At 45.0% G+C, this 16,001-nt stretch carries 18 protein-coding genes; 4 read left to right on the top strand and 14 right to left on the bottom strand.

Annotated features, from left to right (window positions below; genetic code table 11):
• Nucleotides 1–27: 27 nt before the first annotated feature.
• The 7 genes from D2V93_RS04610 to D2V93_RS04580 form a co-directional block, all read right to left on the bottom strand.
• On the bottom strand, nt 28–1,254 hold the full coding sequence (locus D2V93_RS04610; protein WP_119618587.1) for an aminotransferase class V-fold PLP-dependent enzyme: 1,227 nt from the start codon (nt 1,252–1,254) through the stop codon (nt 28–30).
• Between the two features lie 24 nt (nt 1,255–1,278).
• Nucleotides 1,279–2,595, bottom strand: a complete 1,317-nt coding sequence (gene sufD / locus D2V93_RS04605) for a Fe-S cluster assembly protein SufD (protein WP_072876897.1) — start codon at nt 2,593–2,595, stop codon at nt 1,279–1,281.
• An 11-nt stretch (nt 2,596–2,606) separates the two neighbouring features.
• On the bottom strand, nt 2,607–3,359 hold the full coding sequence (gene sufC, locus D2V93_RS04600; RefSeq protein WP_072876719.1) for a Fe-S cluster assembly ATPase SufC: 753 nt from the start codon (nt 3,357–3,359) through the stop codon (nt 2,607–2,609).
• A gap of 40 nt (nt 3,360–3,399) precedes the next feature.
• Complete coding sequence (locus tag D2V93_RS04595) at nt 3,400–3,789, bottom strand: four helix bundle protein (RefSeq protein ID WP_119618586.1); 390 nt, start codon at nt 3,787–3,789, stop codon at nt 3,400–3,402.
• Nucleotides 3,790–3,817: 28 nt separating this feature from the next.
• Complete coding sequence (sufB, locus tag D2V93_RS04590) at nt 3,818–5,263, bottom strand: Fe-S cluster assembly protein SufB (RefSeq protein ID WP_119618585.1); 1,446 nt, start codon at nt 5,261–5,263, stop codon at nt 3,818–3,820.
• Nucleotides 5,264–5,299: 36 nt separating this feature from the next.
• Nucleotides 5,300–5,596, bottom strand: a complete 297-nt coding sequence (locus D2V93_RS04585; RefSeq protein WP_245978094.1) for a four helix bundle protein — start codon at nt 5,594–5,596, stop codon at nt 5,300–5,302.
• A gap of 110 nt (nt 5,597–5,706) precedes the next feature.
• Nucleotides 5,707–6,036, bottom strand: coding sequence for a HesB/IscA family protein (locus tag D2V93_RS04580; protein ID WP_119618583.1), 330 nt, complete (start codon nt 6,034–6,036; stop codon nt 5,707–5,709).
• Nucleotides 6,037–6,250: 214 nt separating this feature from the next.
• On the opposite strand from D2V93_RS04580, the gene thiL reads away from it, so the two are divergent.
• Nucleotides 6,251–7,303 carry a thiamine-phosphate kinase gene (gene thiL / locus D2V93_RS04575; protein ID WP_119618582.1) on the top strand — a complete coding sequence of 351 codons (1,053 nt, stop codon included), beginning with the start codon at nt 6,251–6,253 and terminating at the stop codon, nt 7,301–7,303.
• A 117-nt stretch (nt 7,304–7,420) separates the two neighbouring features.
• On the opposite strand, the gene D2V93_RS04570 is transcribed toward thiL, so the two are convergent.
• Nucleotides 7,421–7,684 (bottom strand): hypothetical protein, encoded by a 264-nt coding sequence (locus tag D2V93_RS04570; RefSeq protein ID WP_072876895.1) that lies wholly within the window; start codon nt 7,682–7,684, stop codon nt 7,421–7,423.
• A 265-nt stretch (nt 7,685–7,949) separates the two neighbouring features.
• Here D2V93_RS04570 and brnQ point away from each other — a divergent pair, with 265 nt between their 5' ends.
• Nucleotides 7,950–9,227, top strand: a complete 1,278-nt coding sequence (brnQ, locus tag D2V93_RS04565) for a branched-chain amino acid transport system II carrier protein (RefSeq protein ID WP_119618581.1) — start codon at nt 7,950–7,952, stop codon at nt 9,225–9,227.
• A gap of 186 nt (nt 9,228–9,413) precedes the next feature.
• Here brnQ and D2V93_RS04560 read toward each other — a convergent pair whose 3' ends face one another.
• The 5 genes from D2V93_RS04560 to D2V93_RS04545 form a co-directional block, all read right to left on the bottom strand.
• The gene (locus D2V93_RS04560; RefSeq protein WP_072876707.1) at nt 9,414–10,043 is read right to left on the bottom strand and encodes a cation efflux transmembrane domain-containing protein; all 630 of its coding nucleotides are present in this window, start codon (nt 10,041–10,043) and stop codon (nt 9,414–9,416) included.
• A gap of 44 nt (nt 10,044–10,087) precedes the next feature.
• Complete coding sequence (locus tag D2V93_RS04555) at nt 10,088–11,005, bottom strand: ketopantoate reductase family protein (RefSeq protein WP_119618580.1); 918 nt, start codon at nt 11,003–11,005, stop codon at nt 10,088–10,090.
• Nucleotides 11,006–11,036: 31 nt separating this feature from the next.
• A complete protein-coding gene (locus D2V93_RS04550) occupies nt 11,037–12,125 on the bottom strand; it encodes a serine hydrolase domain-containing protein (protein ID WP_119618579.1) in 1,089 nt (362 codons plus the stop codon).
• 125 nt (nt 12,126–12,250) lie between these two features.
• On the bottom strand, nt 12,251–12,424 hold the full coding sequence (locus D2V93_RS18610) for a hypothetical protein (protein WP_177190009.1): 174 nt from the start codon (nt 12,422–12,424) through the stop codon (nt 12,251–12,253).
• Nucleotides 12,425–12,524: 100 nt separating this feature from the next.
• Complete coding sequence (locus D2V93_RS04545) at nt 12,525–13,817, bottom strand: aminopeptidase P family protein (protein WP_119618578.1); 1,293 nt, start codon at nt 13,815–13,817, stop codon at nt 12,525–12,527.
• A 78-nt stretch (nt 13,818–13,895) separates the two neighbouring features.
• On the opposite strand from D2V93_RS04545, the gene D2V93_RS04540 reads away from it, so the two are divergent.
• Complete coding sequence (locus tag D2V93_RS04540; protein ID WP_119618577.1) at nt 13,896–14,285, top strand: DUF2721 domain-containing protein; 390 nt, start codon at nt 13,896–13,898, stop codon at nt 14,283–14,285.
• Between the two features lie 238 nt (nt 14,286–14,523).
• Complete coding sequence (locus D2V93_RS04535; protein ID WP_072876698.1) at nt 14,524–14,955, top strand: hypothetical protein; 432 nt, start codon at nt 14,524–14,526, stop codon at nt 14,953–14,955.
• 85 nt (nt 14,956–15,040) lie between these two features.
• On the opposite strand, the gene D2V93_RS04530 is transcribed toward D2V93_RS04535, so the two are convergent.
• Nucleotides 15,041–15,940, bottom strand: a complete 900-nt coding sequence (locus tag D2V93_RS04530) for a RimK family alpha-L-glutamate ligase (protein WP_245978093.1) — start codon at nt 15,938–15,940, stop codon at nt 15,041–15,043.
• Nucleotides 15,941–16,001: the final 61 nt, after the last annotated feature.

Genomic DNA, 16,001 nt, shown 5'->3' with positions numbered 1-16,001 from the left:
ATGATTGAAAAAGAGAATAAGATTCGATTATAGAAGCATCTTTTTGGCCCGTTTGACGCCCTCCACCAGCTTGTCCACTTCTTCTTGGGTATTGTAAAAGCTGAAACTTGCCCGTACTGTGCCCGGGATCTTATAAAAATCCATGATGGGCTGTGCACAATGGTGGCCCGTCCTGACCGCTATTCCCAGTTTGTCGAGAATAGTGCCGATATCGTATGGATGGACACCTTCTATATTGAAGGAAATCACCGAAGTCTTGTGTTTTGCTGTCCCGTAGATCCGCAATCCTTCTATGGTGAGCAACTGCTGTGTGGCATATTGCATCAGTTCATCCTCGTATTGGGCAATGGCGCCAAAACCGATGTTTTCCATATAGTCCAAAGCGGCACCAAAGGCAATTCCACCACAGATATTGGGAGTACCCGCTTCAAATTTATGGGGCAGATCGGCATACGTGGTCTTTTCAAAAGTGACCTCAGCGATCATTTCACCCCCTCCTTGGTAGGGCGGCAATTTATTCAACCATTCTTCCTTTCCGTAGAGCATCCCAACCCCTGTAGGTCCGCACATTTTATGTGCGGATACGGTATAAAAATCCACATCAAGGGCCTGTAGATCAGGTTTGATGTGTGCCGCGGCCTGCGCCCCGTCAATCAGAACGGCTGCACCCACCTTATGGGCTGCATCTATGATCTCTTCAATCGGATTGATGGTACCCAGGGCATTGGATACGTGGTTACAGAACACCAATTTGGTCCTGTTGGACAATAGATCATGGTATTCCTCCATAATCAGTTCCCCTTCAAAGTTCATTGGAATTACTTTTAGGACTGCACCCGTACGCTCGCAGAGCATTTGCCAAGGCACAATGTTGGAATGGTGCTCCATGGCCGATACCACTATTTCATCCCCTTTCTTTAGAAAGGAAGTAAAACCAGTGGCCACTAGATTGATGCCATGGGTAGTCCCAGAAGTAAAAATCACTTCATAGATCTTACCGATATTAAAATGCTTCTGGATCTTTTGGCGGGCAGTCTCATAGGCGTCCGTTGCCTCTTGCGAAAGCGTGTGTACCCCCCGGTGGATGTTAGCATTATAGCGATGGTAGTAGTCCACGATCACATCGATGACCTGCTGCGGGGTCTGCGAGGTGGCTGCATTGTCCAAATACACCAAGGGCTGCCCGTTCACCTCACGGCGAAGTATGGGAAAGTCCTTGCGGATGGTCTGTATGTCCAAAGCGGTCTGCAACATGGTCTGCTTTTGTTTTTTGGTTCTTTACAGGTCAAATCCGACCCGTACGCCCAGTTTGTTGGCAATGATCTTGTTCACCCTTGCCTTGAGTTCGGGAATGCGGACACTTTCCAGTACGTTGTTGGCAAAAGCGTACATCAACAAAGCGGTGGCCTCTTTTTTCGGGATACCTCTTGACCTAAGGTAGAACAGGGCTTCGTCGTCCAATTGACCGATGGTGCACCCGTGGGAACATTTTACATCGTCCGCAAAGATCTCCAATTGGGGCTTTGAGTTGATGGTGGCCTTATCGCTGATCAAAATATTGTTGTTTTGCTGAAAGGCATCCGTTTTTTGGGCAATCTTGTCCACAATGATCTTTCCATTGAAGACACCGGTGGAACTATCCCCAAAAATTCCTTTGTAATCCTGATGGCTTTCGCAATTGGGCTGTCTGTGGTGCACCAAGGTATGGTGGTCCACATGTTGTTTGTCTCCCAAGATGGTCACCCCTTTTAGGGTTGAATCGATGCGTTCGCCGTTTTGGTAGAAGTTCAGGTTGTTGCGGATCAATTTCCCTCCAAAGGAGAAGGTATGTACCCGAACCACGCTGCTATCTTTTTGGGAAATATAGGTGTTGTCCACCAATGAAGCCGTTGGGGCATCGTTCTGTACCTTGTAGTAGTCCACAATGGCATCCTTGCCCGCAAAGATCTCTGTCACGGAATTGGTAAACACCTCATTGTCCGTCAAACTTTGGTGGCGCTCTATGATCTGCACCTCTGCATTGTCTTCTGCCACGATCAAGTTACGTGGTTGGAGCATCAAAGCCGCCTCATTCCCCGTGGCCAAATGCAGGATTTGGATGGGTTTTTTGGGCATTTTGTTCTTTGGGATATAGATGTAGGCCCCTTCCTTGCTGAAGGCCGTGTTCAACGTGGTCAACGACTCATCCTTCGATGCCGCTTTGTTGAAATAGACCTCGATCACTTGACGGAACATGGGCTTGCTAAAAGCGGAACTCATCAAGCAGACATCCACCCCATCGTGTGTGGTTTCCGATAGATAGGAACTATAGACCCCATCCACGAACACAATCTTATAGGTATCGATTTCATGAAGGAAGTATTTCTTCACATCCTTGTATTCCAGCGTGGTTTCCTCTTTTGGGAAAATGCTGAAATTCACCTTTTGAAGGCTGTTCAACGATGTATATTTCCAGGCTTCCTCCTTTTTGGACGGAAACCCTTTGGCCTCAAAGTTCTTTATGGCCTCCGAGCGGACTTCATGTACGGGATGGTCGAGATCCACACTGTCCTCAAAAGCCAAAAAAGATGATACTAATTTTTCTTTCAAATCCATGCTTTCCATTCTTAAACGGCCGCTTCTTGTTTCAACCAATCGTATCCTTTTTCCTCCAACTCAAGGGCGAGTTCCTTGGTTCCGGATTTCACAATCTTCCCATTGTACAGCACATGTACAAAATCTGGGACGATGTACTCCAACAATCGCTGGTAGTGCGTGATCACAATGACTGCGTTATCCTTGCTCCGTAGTTTGTTCACCCCGTTGGCCACAATGCGGAGGGCATCGATGTCCAGTCCGGAATCGGTTTCGTCCAAAATGGCCAATTTGGGTTCCATCATCGCCATCTGGAAAATCTCGTTCCGTTTCTTCTCTCCCCCGGAAAATCCTTCGTTCAGGGAGCGGGAAAGAAATTTTCTGTCAATTTCCAACAGTTCGGACTTTTCGCGGATCTTTTTCAACATCTCATTAGCGGGCATTTCCTCCAATCCCTGTGCTTTTCTGGATTCGTTGATGGCGGTCTTCATAAAGTTGGTCACCGAAACCCCTGGGATTTCAACCGGATACTGAAATGAGAGAAAAACGCCTTTGTGGGCCCTTTCTTCTGGTGAAAGTTCTTCCAAATCCTCACCATCCAAAAGGATACTTCCTTCTCCTACTTCAAATTCTTCTTGGCCGGCAATTACTTCGGCCAAGGTACTTTTACCGGAACCGTTTGGCCCCATAATGGCGTGAACCTCTCCCGCGTTCACCTTTAGGTTGATGCCCTTAAGGATTTCCTTATCTTCTACGCTTGCGTGTAAATTCTTGATCTCTAACATTTAAAATTTTCATTTAAAATTTAAGATTGGCTTCATCCAATCATACAAATTTATTGCCCCTTATTTTTGCTTTTTGCAAATATTTGATAAACCCTGAAAGGGATTTACTCAATTCAATACTCTTGTTTTTCAAATAGTCCAACTCTTCCTCATTTATATAGCCCCTGTCAAAAGATCTATATAATTGCGATCGGGATTCAGCACAAGACCCCTTGGAAATCGTTAGAAAGTGTACAAATTCCTTGTTTCCTTCACGTTCAAATCCTTCGGCAATATTGTCCATAATCGACCCTGAAGAATCCAATATTTGATTGATCAGTTTAAAATCATTATTGAATTTCTTGGTAGAAGCCAAATCAAATATTTCCTTGGCATATTGTCTTGCTTTCTGCCAAACTTCCAAATCCTCAAACATTTGTATGGTGGCCATGAATTTTAAACTTTAAATTTTGAATCTTTTAGCCTACTGACCCTTCCAAACTGATTTCCAATAGTTTTTGGGCTTCCACGGCGAATTCCATGGGTAGTTTGTTCAACACTTCCTTACTGAAGCCGTTTACGATGAGGGCAATGGCCTTTTCGGTATCGATGCCACGTTGGTTACAGTAAAAAATCTGGTCTTCCCCAATCTTGCTGGTGGTGGCTTCGTGTTCTATCTGTGCCGATTTGTTCTTCACCTCAATGTAGGGGAAGGTATGTGCCCCACAACGGTTGCCCATCAGCAGGGAATCGCATTGGGAGAAGTTCCGTGCATTCTCAGCACGGCTGCTCACCTGTACCAAACCACGGTAACTATTCTGTGATTGGCCTGCGGATATTCCTTTGGAAATGATAGTGCTCTTGGTATTCTTGCCCAAGTGGATCATCTTGGTCCCAGTATCGGCTTGCTGGAAATTGTTGGTCACGGCAATGGAATAGAATTCGCCGATGGAATTGTCCCCCTTCAAAATGCAGGAAGGATATTTCCAAGTTACAGCGGAACCGGTTTCCACCTGGGTCCATGAAATTTTGGCATTCTTCTCACAAAGACCCCGCTTGGTCACAAAGTTGTAGACGCCTCCTTTGCCTTCCTTGTCGCCAGGGAACCAGTTCTGTACGGTTGAATATTTGATCTCGGCATTGTCCAACGCAATGAGCTCCACTACGGCAGCGTGCAATTGGTTCTCGTCCCGGGAGGGTGCGGTACATCCTTCCAAATAACTTACATAACTCCCTTCATCAGCAATAACAAGAGTCCTTTCGAACTGGCCTGTGCCGGCTTGGTTGATACGGAAATAGGTGGAAAGTTCCATCGGACACCTAACCCCTTTTGGAATGTAACAGAAAGATCCATCTGAAAATACAGCCGAATTCAAGGCTGCATAAAAGTTGTCTTTTTGGGGAACAACGGAACCGATATATTTCTTCACCAATTCTGGGTGTTCCTTGATCGCTTCAGAAATGGAACAGAAAATTATTCCCTTTTCGGCCAAGGTCTTTTTGAAGGTAGTGGCCACGGAAACGGAGTCCATGACGATATCCACTGCGACCCCTGCCAATTTCTTTTGCTCGTCCAACGAGATACCCAACTTTTTGAAAGTGTCCAACAATTCGGGGTCCACCTCGTCCAGGCTATTGTACTTGGGTTTCTTGTTGGGGGCCGAATAATAGGAAATATCCTGAAAATCGGGTTTTTTGTAGGTCACGTTGGCCCACTCGGGTTCCTTCATTTCCTTCCAGGCACGAAAAGCTTCCAATCGCCACTCCGTCATCCAATCGGGCTCTTCCTTCTTTTTGGAAATGGCAACAACAATCCCCTCGTTCAACCCTTTGGGAAGGGTATCCGATTCAATATCCGTGTAGAAACCATACTCGTATTCCTTGGTCTCCAGTTCTTTTTTTAATTCTTCCTCTGTATAAGCCATATCTTTTCTAAGTTAAGAGTTAAAAAGTCAAAACAGTTAAAGTCCGCTTCGCTTCTTAACATACTTAATATAATTTACAAGCTGTTTTGAAATATCAATCACTTGGTTTTTGCAATCAACCAATTCGACAGCTTTAAAATATCCTATCTCTTCCATTAAGTTAAAAAGATTTCTGACTTCTCCCGCTGAACCTTTGGAGAAATAAAGGAACCTTATCAACTCTTTATCTGTTTCCCTTTCAAATCCCTCTGAAATATTGTTGGAAATTGAAATCGTTGCTCTTTTAACTTGATCAACCATCGCAAAATCTTCTTTCAAAGGGCTCTTCTTCAATAAATCATAAACTTTGGCGGTAAACTTTATGGTCGTTTTATAAACTTCTAAATCTTCAAAAGAGCTATACGTCCCTATTTAACTTTTACCTACTTAGCTCATTAACTCTTTTATAATGAAAAACTTTCCCCGCATCCACAAGTGCGCTGGGCATTGGGGTTATTGAAGACAAACCCCTTTCCGTTCAATCCGCCGGAGTATTCCAGCGTGGTGCCCACCAGGTACAAAAAACTCTTTTTGTCCACAATGATGCGTACGGCATTATCTTCAAAAATCTTATCTGTCTCTTCTACGGACTTATCAAATTTAAGTTCGTAAGACAATCCGCTGCAGCCACCACTCTTCACTCCCACCCGGACATAATCGGTAGTTGCATCAAAGCCTTCCTCGGCCATGAGCGACACCACTTTTAGCTTTGCTGTTTCCGATACTTTAATCATCTTACTTGAATTTAATCTAAATAGCCTACAAATATACTGTTTAAGTAGGGTTTTACCATACATACTAACATTATAATAACGAATGATTCCATAGGGGTTTTCTATTCAGGAAGCTCTGTCTTTCAGATGATGCCATGTTCAGGGCCCTTGCGGGTTTCTCAGCTTTCTCCATATCATCTTGTCAAGTTCCCCCGATCCTGTTTACTTTTGCAAAATGCTAGAAGACAAGAATCCACAACGTACCTCATTGGAAGAGCTCGGCGAGTTTGGGCTCATTGACCATTTGACCCAAAATTTTGAACTGAAACAGCCTTCATCCCTTACCGGCATTGGCGATGACGCAGCGGTAATGGACTTTAAGGACAAAAAAGTGATCGTTTCCACCGATATGCTGGTGGAAGGGGTCCATTTTGACCTCAGCTATATGCCCCTCAAGCATTTAGGATACAAGTCGGTAATGGTGAACCTTTCCGATATCTGCGCCATGAATGCCCTGCCGACCCAAGTGACGGTTTCCATTGCCGTTTCCAATAGGTTTCCCCTCGAGGCTTTGGAAGAGTTCTATGAAGGGGTGGCCTTGGCCTGTAAGCTATACCATGTGGACCTGGTGGGAGGCGACACCACATCGTCCAACAAAGGGATGATCATCAGCGTTACGGCCATGGGAGCGGCGAACGAAGATGAAATCGTGTACCGAAAAGGAAGCAAACCGAACGATCTTTTGGTGGTGACCGGCGATTTGGGAGGTGCTTATCTTGGCCTACAGGTGTTGGAACGGGAAAAGGAGGTCTTCAAAGTGAACCCCAACAGCCAGCCCGATCTTGAGGCCTATTCCTATCTTGTGGAGAGACAATTGAAACCAGAGGCCAGAAAGGACATGGTGGAACTTTTAAAAAAATTAGAGGTCAAACCCACATCCATGATCGATATCAGTGATGGGCTTTCTTCTGAGATTCTACACCTTTGTAAGCACGGGGGTGTGGGCTGCAATCTTTTTGAGGACAAGATTCCCTTAGATCCATCGGCCATCGCCACTTGCGAGGAATTCAAAATGGACAGCACCATGGTCGCCCTGGGTGGCGGGGAAGATTATGAGCTCCTGTTCACCATAGATCAGGCCGATTTTCCCAAAATCAAGGGGAATCCCAACTTAACGGTGATCGGACACATGACCGAAAAAAGGGAAGGGGTACACCTCATTACCAGGGCGGAGACCAAAATCCCCATCACGGCACAAGGGTGGAACTCGTTCAACGAAACAAAATAAAAATCCCGAAAATCAAGGGCATCCCTACCATGGTTTTGGGGCACGCAACCGATAGCAGTAGGCAATTACTTAAGTTTCCGGGATTAAAGATTTGGGCCTCTTAAAAACAAAAAAGGGCTATGCCACTTGGTGCACTACCCTACTTTTTCTTTTCCGGTACATGTCTTCCAATGTACTGTTGATTTCCTGCATTTGGGGTGTCAGGGCGGAAAGCTTTCCGCTGACATCCGTGGTGACTTCTTTGTGGCAATGGATACATTTGTATTCCTTGATGTGTTCCGTTACTTTTTTGGAAACCGCATAATGGTGTCCGAACAAGTTGCAGAAGAAAGAGGAAAATTTGTTGCCTTGATGGTGATGGTGAGAAGTAGAAATTTTCATAGGCCGATCGTTGTTTAAGTAAGCATGCATACGATTTGGGGAATCGAAAAATGCCTTAAATTGGTTACTAGTAGTTTTTTGTTATATCAGATTGTTTGTCGGTTGAACTTTCTATAGCAACGGATGTTGATAACTTTTTATTTTACGGACGAATGCACAAAACCTTTTTTTCGATGAAATGCATGCTATTCGACAAAAAGTCAGATTATTCCGCTGAATTACACTTTCGAAATATACCACATTGGAAATAATTTATCAACAACCCATGAACAAAAAATCGTTAACAATTACCTCTTTTGCTCTTTTCTCCCTCTTTTTTGGTGCCGGCAACCTTATCCTTCCCCCTCTTTTGGGTTTCAGGGCAGGAAATCTGTGGTGGTTGGTGGCCCTTGGGTTTTGTGTTTCGGCGGCGTTGGTCCCCATCCTTGGTATTTTGGCCCATGCCAAATTACAAGGCACCATGTTCGATTTTGCCAAAAAAGTTTCGCCCCTGTTCAGCACGTTGTATTGCTTTCTCATGTATGCCATTGCCATTGCGTTGCCCTCACCCCGGACAGCTTCGGTCACACACGAAATGGCCGTTCAGCCTTTTTGGGATTCATCCTATTTGTTCACCAGCCTTATCTATTTTGTACTGGTTTTCATTTTTGCCATCAACAGGGCCAAGGTGCTGGACCTTATTGGAAAACTGCTCACCCCGGCCATTTTGGTGGTCTTGGTCTTGATCATGGCCATTGCAGGTATTTCCTTGGATTTTGATTTTGCACCTTCTTCCTTGACCAATCCGTTCAGTTATGGCATTTTGGAGGGCTATCAGACCTTTGATGCCATCGGTGCGGTGGTGGTCGGTGCCGTCATCATAGTGTCCATCAACCTGAAAGAAAAGGATTTGGCCTATGACGACAAAAGGAGATTGATCCGTGCTGCCGGGTTTTGGGCCGGTCTTGGACTTTTTATCATCTACGCCGGACTTATATTGACTGGTGCCCTTTTCGGAAAATTGTTTGATGTTGATATTTCCCGAACTGCCTTGTTGAGTGGTATCAGCATAGCGACATTGGGCAACACGGCCAACCTGTTTTTAAGTGTGTTGGTCAGTCTGGCCTGTTTTACCACCGCTGTGGGCATCGTTACCGGTACTTCGGATTTTATCCGGAGCCAGTTCAACGACTCTGTTCTGGCCTACAGGATCACTGCTTTGGTAGGATGTGTACTGGGTGTTTTGGTGGGACAGTTCAATGTGGGCCACATCATTGCCGTGGCATTGCCCGCCCTAATGTTCATCTACCCCATCACCATCATATTGATCGTATTGAATGTGCTCCCGGACAAACTTACCCCACCGACCGTATTCAAGATTGTGGTCTGGACCACCATATTGTTCAGTATTCCCGATTTTCTGGGCAGCATCGGTTGGGGAAATGCAATCAATCCATACACCTCATGGATTCCTTTGGGTCAGTATCAGTTGGGATGGGTGCTACCTGCGCTTCTGGCGCTTGTCCTTTCCAATATTGTCCACCAAAAAACAAAGGTTGGCTAGTTGGAAAACGGAATCAAAAAAGACATGCGGGCACTCCCTACCACCAAGTATTCAATCGAATCGACTTAGGCCGCCAAAAAGTTTCCAGTATGACTTGAACAGTTTTGTGTTCAGGTGAGACAACTAAAGTATCATTGCAAAAAGAAAGATGTTTAGTTCTTTAACACTGCCCTATAATTTATCTCCTTAGGAACAACAACAATGTTTGTTGCTATTGGCTTTTTCAAAACATTCCTTACCTTCCTTAAAGGCAAAATAGGCCAAACCCAGTGTCCCCAAACTATCGATATAAGGTATCTTGAACAGCTCATAAATGCCACTGCTCACCAGTAAAATGATGGACATGTAGACACAAACCAAGGTACAATTGGCATCGGCCAAAATAGGGGCTGAATTGAGTTGGTTACCTACCTTCCTTTTCCACAACACCAAAATCCACATGATCAGAATGGAAATCAAGGAAATGACCACACCCCAAAAGGTGGTCAAGGGCCGATGTCCTGTCCAGATATTATAAAGACTGGTAACTACCAATCCCGCCACCAAAATGTAAAAGGCAACTCCCGTGATACGAAGTGCCGTACGCTCAAAATTATCCCGATTGCTTTCAGGGTTTTTCTGGATGCGTAGGATCATATGGGCAATGCCCAACCCCGAGATCACCTCGATAAAACTATCGGTGCCAAAACCGAAAAGGGCCAAACTTTCATCCTCAAAACCCAAGTAGGTAGAAACGATGCCCTCCACCACATTGTAAAAGATGGTGAACAAAGCCAATCCGAAAGCTACTTTATATAATTGTTGCTGCTTTTCCATATCCCTATAAATTTCGGGCTTTTAAACAAAACCATCAAATGGTGTCAGTTACGTGACAGTTCGGATTTCCATTTGACCAATTCTCCCAACAATCTGGTTTCTTGAACATGGGAAGAAAGGTTCATGGATTGGGCCATCCTAAAAATTTCAAAGTTCAACGTGTCTATCTCGGTCTCCCTTTTATTATTGATGTCCTGTAGGGTCGAGATGAATTGCCCATCGGACATTCTACTGATCTTCAAAACCTGGTCCTCCAGCTCATAAACGCCCAAATCGATTCCCTTTTTGTTGGCGATCAAAGCGCATTCGGCAACCACTCTTTTGGCCATGGACATCACCTCCTCATTCCTGTGGAAAATGCCGTTATCCACTTCCAATAAGGGACAAATGGAATTAAAGACGCAGTTGGCAATGGCCTTCTTCCAAATGATTCGTTGGATATCGGTTTCCTCAACAAACCTAAAATTCGGGGTATCGAGGTTTTCCACTACCGTTTTTAAATCGGAGGTGTTTTGGCTTATGGTGCCAATCGGGGATTCTGCCACAGGTTTATAACTGATGGTGTTGGGAGCGGTATGCTGGCAGGTCACAAAAAGGACACATCGATAGACTTCCGCAAATCCCTTTTGCAAAAAAGGTTGTTCCACTCCAAGACCATTCTGCAAAAGAACGATGGGTGAGTTTTTGGCTTTCTCCTCCAGTTTTTTTGAAAGCGTTTCATTACCGAACGATTTGTTGGTCAGTACCACAAGACCGTCCAATTGATGGTGGTCTTTCAAGGTGCTAACCTGAATATCTTCCTGAATTTCGGTTCCATCCTTAAACTGAAGGGTTATTTTTTGTTTCTCTGGAACGCCATCTTCCACATGGCCACGAACCAGTTCCACATCTTTGCCTTGCTGTTGTAGGCAAACGGCCAGGGCTTTCCCAACCGCTCCTGCTCCAATGATATAGATTTTCATACCTCTAAAGGTACCAAGATTTGAGGTGTTCTCAATCTAGTGTATTGGCATCCAGAATTATTTTCGCTATTTCCCGGGTCACCTCCGTAGGTGAATTGCAGTCACAGTTGCTCAACCCGATCACATAAATATCCCCATCGGGAAAATACACTCCCATGGACTTGAACCCGAAAATGGACCCTCCGTGTTCATAGCTAAACATATCTTCCATCTCTTTAACATGCCAGCCGTAGCCATAATGGATGGGGTCGCCATTGTTCAACGTATAATTGGTGAAGGCCAATTGGGTAGTTTCCTTGTTGAGCAGCACATGGTTTTTGATGGCCTCTTCCCACGTGAACATATCTGCTACCGTGGACATCAACGAACCCGATGCGTAGGGAATGGAAAAACTGATATGCCGGGCATTGATGTAATCTTCCTTTTTGTGGTGCCCCGAAGCCCTTTTGGGTACCACTTCGCTATGGCTTGCATACCTTGAGGACGCCATGCCCAACCTATTAAAAATGCGTTGTTCCACAAAATCTTCATAGCTCATTTCGGATACCTTCTCAATGATATATCCCAACAAGACGTAGCCGGAGTTGTTGTATTTGAATTCCGCTCCAGGCGCAAAATCCATAGGTTCGTCCTTGAAAAAATCAATAACTTCCATGGGTTCCATTTCGTTCTGGGCAATGGCATTGAGCCCTTTTACGCTGGTGAAGCTTTTGATTCCGGAAGTATGCGTCAACAAATGATGAACGGTAATCCGGTGCCCATGTGTTGGGTAATCAGGGATGAACTTGGTGATGCTATCTTCCAAGTTCAGTTTTCCTTCCTCCATCAGCATTAAAATGGAAACCGCCGTAAATTGTTTGGTCATGGAGCCGATCTCAAAAACATTATCGGTCTGCATGGGCACCTGAAGCTCCAGATTGGAAAGTCCAAAGGCCTTGTTGTAGATGATCTTTCCGTTTTTTGTTGCCAAAAAAACCGCACCAGGGCCGTTGCTTTCAAATTTGGTTTCCAAAACTTGGTCGATTTTGGATTCCAAATCCTGTGCGGTCAAATACTGTTGAATACCTAAAACAAAAATTAGGAACAGGGGTAAAAGCCTTGTCCTGAAAATGTATTTCATTCTTGCCTTCCGTTTTTTGATTTGGAAGGTTGGACGACCGCTTTTCGAATCAGGTTACAGAATTGAAATCCATTAATTGGCTTTTGATCGATTTGTCAAAAGGTTATAGTTAAAAAAACCATCAACTACTCCGAGCCTCGTTTCTTTTTGTTGAAGTAATAAATGGCATAGGCAACCCCGGCCAAGACCACAAAGGGCAGGTAGCTCCCGATAACGACCCCAATTTCATAGGAACTGTCCGGAGCTTCCTGCATTTTCTTTTCAATATCGACTTGAAGCAATAAAAAAAGGTGTTTCATGCCATTCTGTTATGTTCCTGATGTCATGCTGAACAAAGTGAAGCATCCCTTTTTGAAGGGTTTGGATACTTCGCTTCGCTCAGTATGACAGCACTGATTCTTATTTGTTCATCAACTCCTCGATTTCCTCGATTTCAATGGGGATGTTCTGCATCAAGTTAAACGGCTCTCCTTTTTCTTGGATGACCACATCGTCCTCCAAACGGATTCCCATTCCCTCCGCAGGGATATAGATGCCGGGTTCCACTGTAAAGACCATATTGGCTTTCATAGGGGTCTTCAATTCGCCATAATCATGGGTGTTCAGACCAATATGGTGGCTTGTTCCGTGCATAAAGTATTTTTTGTAAGCGGGCCAATCGGGGTTTTCGTTCTGCACATCGGCTTTGTCCAAAAGTCCAAGGCCAATCAATTCAGAAGTCATGATCTCCCCAACTTCCTTGTGATATTCGGCCCAAATGGTGCCCGGCACCAACATTTTGGTAGCTTCGTTCTTTACCCGGAGCACGGCGCTGTACACTTGCTTTTGGCGGTCGGAAAACTTTCCGTTGGCAGGAACGGTTCTAGTAAGATCACTGGAATAATTGGCATATTCGGCGGCCAAATCCATTAAGATCATGTCCCCATCCTTCGCTTGTTTGTTATTTTCCAAATAGTGAAGCACATTGGCATTGGCCCCTGCTGCAATGATCGGGGCATAGGCAAATCCTTTTGAGCGATTGCGAACAAACTCATGCAGAAACTCGGCCTCAATTTCATATTCCCAAACTCCCGGTTTTATAAATTCAAGTATTCTTCGGAATCCTTTTTCGGTAATATCGCAGGCAATTTGCATCAAAGTGATTTCCTCAGGTTCCTTTACCCCACGGATCTGTTGCAAAATAGGGTTACTCTTGGCCCATTGGTGCGCTGGGTATTCCTTTTTACATTTTTCAATGAACCGATCTTCACGGGTCTGGGTTTCCACAGCTTGGCGATAATGCTCGTTAGTGTTGAAATAGATGGTGTCGGCCTCCGTCATCAAATCAAAAAAAATCTTGTCAAAATCGGTCAACCAATAAATAGTTTCAATACCTGAAACCGCAGTAGCCTGATCCTTGGTAAGTTTGGCACCTTCCCATACGGCAATATGATCGTTCGTTTCCCGAACAAAGAGTATTTCCCTTTTCTTTTTGTCCATCGCATCTGGGAAAAGCAGCAATATGGTCTCCTCTTGGTCCGCCCCGCTCAGATAGAAAATATCACGGGCCTGTTCAAAAGGCAAGGTGCTGTCCGCCCCAATGGGGTAAATATCGTTGGAATTGAACACCGCAATACTATTTGGCTTCATCTGTGCCATGAATTTCTTACGGTTCTTTACAAACAAATTGCTGTCTATAGAAAAATATTTCATCAGTATAAATTGGTTTGTCCAAATGTAGGTAATTGCGATACCGAAGACAAATTGTTACCTTCCATTTAAAACAAGAACATGCAACTTACCCTTAGCATTCCCGCTCTCCTTTTTCCTGCCATCTCCCTGACCATGCTGGCCTACAATGCCCGCTATTTGGCCATAGCGGCCCTGATCCGGCAACTCCACAAACAGTTTGAGGAAACCTCTGCCCACCCGTTGCGGCAACAGATCCGCCAACTGAGAAAACGGCTGGGCATCATCAAGAACATGCAGGCCACGGCCATCATCAGTTTTTTGTTGGCCGCAGTGACCATGTTCCTGGTCTATGTGGAACTGAACGTCTGGGCCAACCTCATCTTTGGCATAAGCTTGGTCTTTCTGGTGGTCTCACTGGTGCTTTCCCTTATTGAGGTACAGGTGTCCACCAAGGCGTTGGGCATTCAATTGAAGAATATGGAAAACTGATTTAACACCATTTCCCTTGTTCATTTTGTATTTTTTACTGCTTTTTCTGTATATTTAGTAGGAATATACGTCTGCATAGAGGGGTGAAATCCTATTGACCTACCCCTCTTTTTATCAGATATCAATTGAAAACAGGCTTATACCAAAAAAACGGTCACATCCGTAAAACACTGTCTTCGGAGCCTTTTAGCCTGCTTATCTTTGTTTCTGCGCATCAACAAAAGTAGCTGCCCAAAGCATGAAAAGTGTAAGAGAGTTGGAATTTTTCAAGAACATTCGGGAAATCAGGGAATATGAGTTTGGTGTTTTCTATTTCTTTGATGGACTGGTCATTTCCGAAATGAACGAGGGCGAAACCTTTGATTGGTCCATTGCTGAAAAAATCATAAGTGCCGCATATGAAATCTTGGGCGAGGACAAACCCATTGCCTATATCTCCAACCGTATCAACAACTATTCTGTGGTACCCACGGATTGGTTGAAGTTTTACAAGAACAGGCATAAACTCGAACTGTATTCCATAGTGGCCTACAACAAAAATGGGCTGGCCAGCATCATCCTTGAAAAAATGTTCTTCAAGGACAGTATTAGGCAATTCACGGACCTTGAAAGTGCCATTTCGTGGAGCTTGGCCAAAATACGCGATAAAAATGACTGCTTATCAGCCTAAATGAACCAAGGCATCCCCTTGTTTTATCACAGCTAGATGGTTGATACAAACCATATTGCCCTCATCTGAGGTCTTGATTTTTCCGTTATCGTTTCCTATGCCCACTTCTTTCCACAAATTGGATGATATGTTTGGCCACGTTGACCCCTGTTGCCTCTTCGATTCCCTTGAGGCCTGGCGATGCATTGACCTCTATGAGCAACGGCCCTTTTTTGGAACGGATAAGGTCCACTCCGGCAATTCCTAGACCCAAATGCTTGGTGGCGTTCAGGGCCATGGATTTTTCCTTAGGGGTCAGTTGGACCGCTTCGGTGTCCGCCCCTCGGTGCACATTGGACCGGAAATCATCCAACCCGCTGGTCCGCTTCATGCTCGCCACCACCTTGTTCCCCACGACAATGACCCTAAGGTCTTCCCCATTGGCCTCCCCAATGTACTGTTGCAATAGGATGCTGGTGTTCATATTGTACAAAGTGTCGATCATGGATTTTGCCGATTTTTTGCTCTCGGCCAAGATGACTCCTTTGCCTTGGGTACCTTCCTGGAGTTTGATGATCACAGGCGGCCCTCCAAGAAGCTCCATCTGCGCCTCTACGTTGTCGGGATTGATGGAGAAAACGGTTTCCGGGATGGGGATTCCCTTTTTGGCCATGATCTGTAAGGTTCTCACTTTGTTCCTGGCCCTGATGATTCCGGTAGATCTCGCCGTGCTGAACACCCCGTTCATCTCAAACTGCTTCACGATCGCGGCGCCATGTCGGGTGACCGTGGTGCCGATCCTTGGGATGATGGCATCAAAACCTTCGGTGATGTTGTCTTCCCCAAAATAGATCTGGGGCATGCCCTGACCCAATTTCACCGAGCATTTGGTATGGTCTATGAGCTCCACATAATGTCCCGCCTTTTGGGCTTCCACAGCTATTCTTCTGGTGGAATACACATTGAGGCTCACGGATAGGATGGCGATGTCCATTGTAGTCTTCAAGATTTTGTCCGTTCAAATTCGGACAAATCTTTTGGATTTCGGTGCCGTTTTGAAAATTTCT

Origin of the sequence: Flagellimonas taeanensis, assembly GCF_003584105.1 — a bacterium.
GTDB classification, from domain to species: domain Bacteria; phylum Bacteroidota; class Bacteroidia; order Flavobacteriales; family Flavobacteriaceae; genus Flagellimonas; species Flagellimonas taeanensis.
This window is presented reverse-complemented; position numbering and strand designations above follow the sequence as displayed.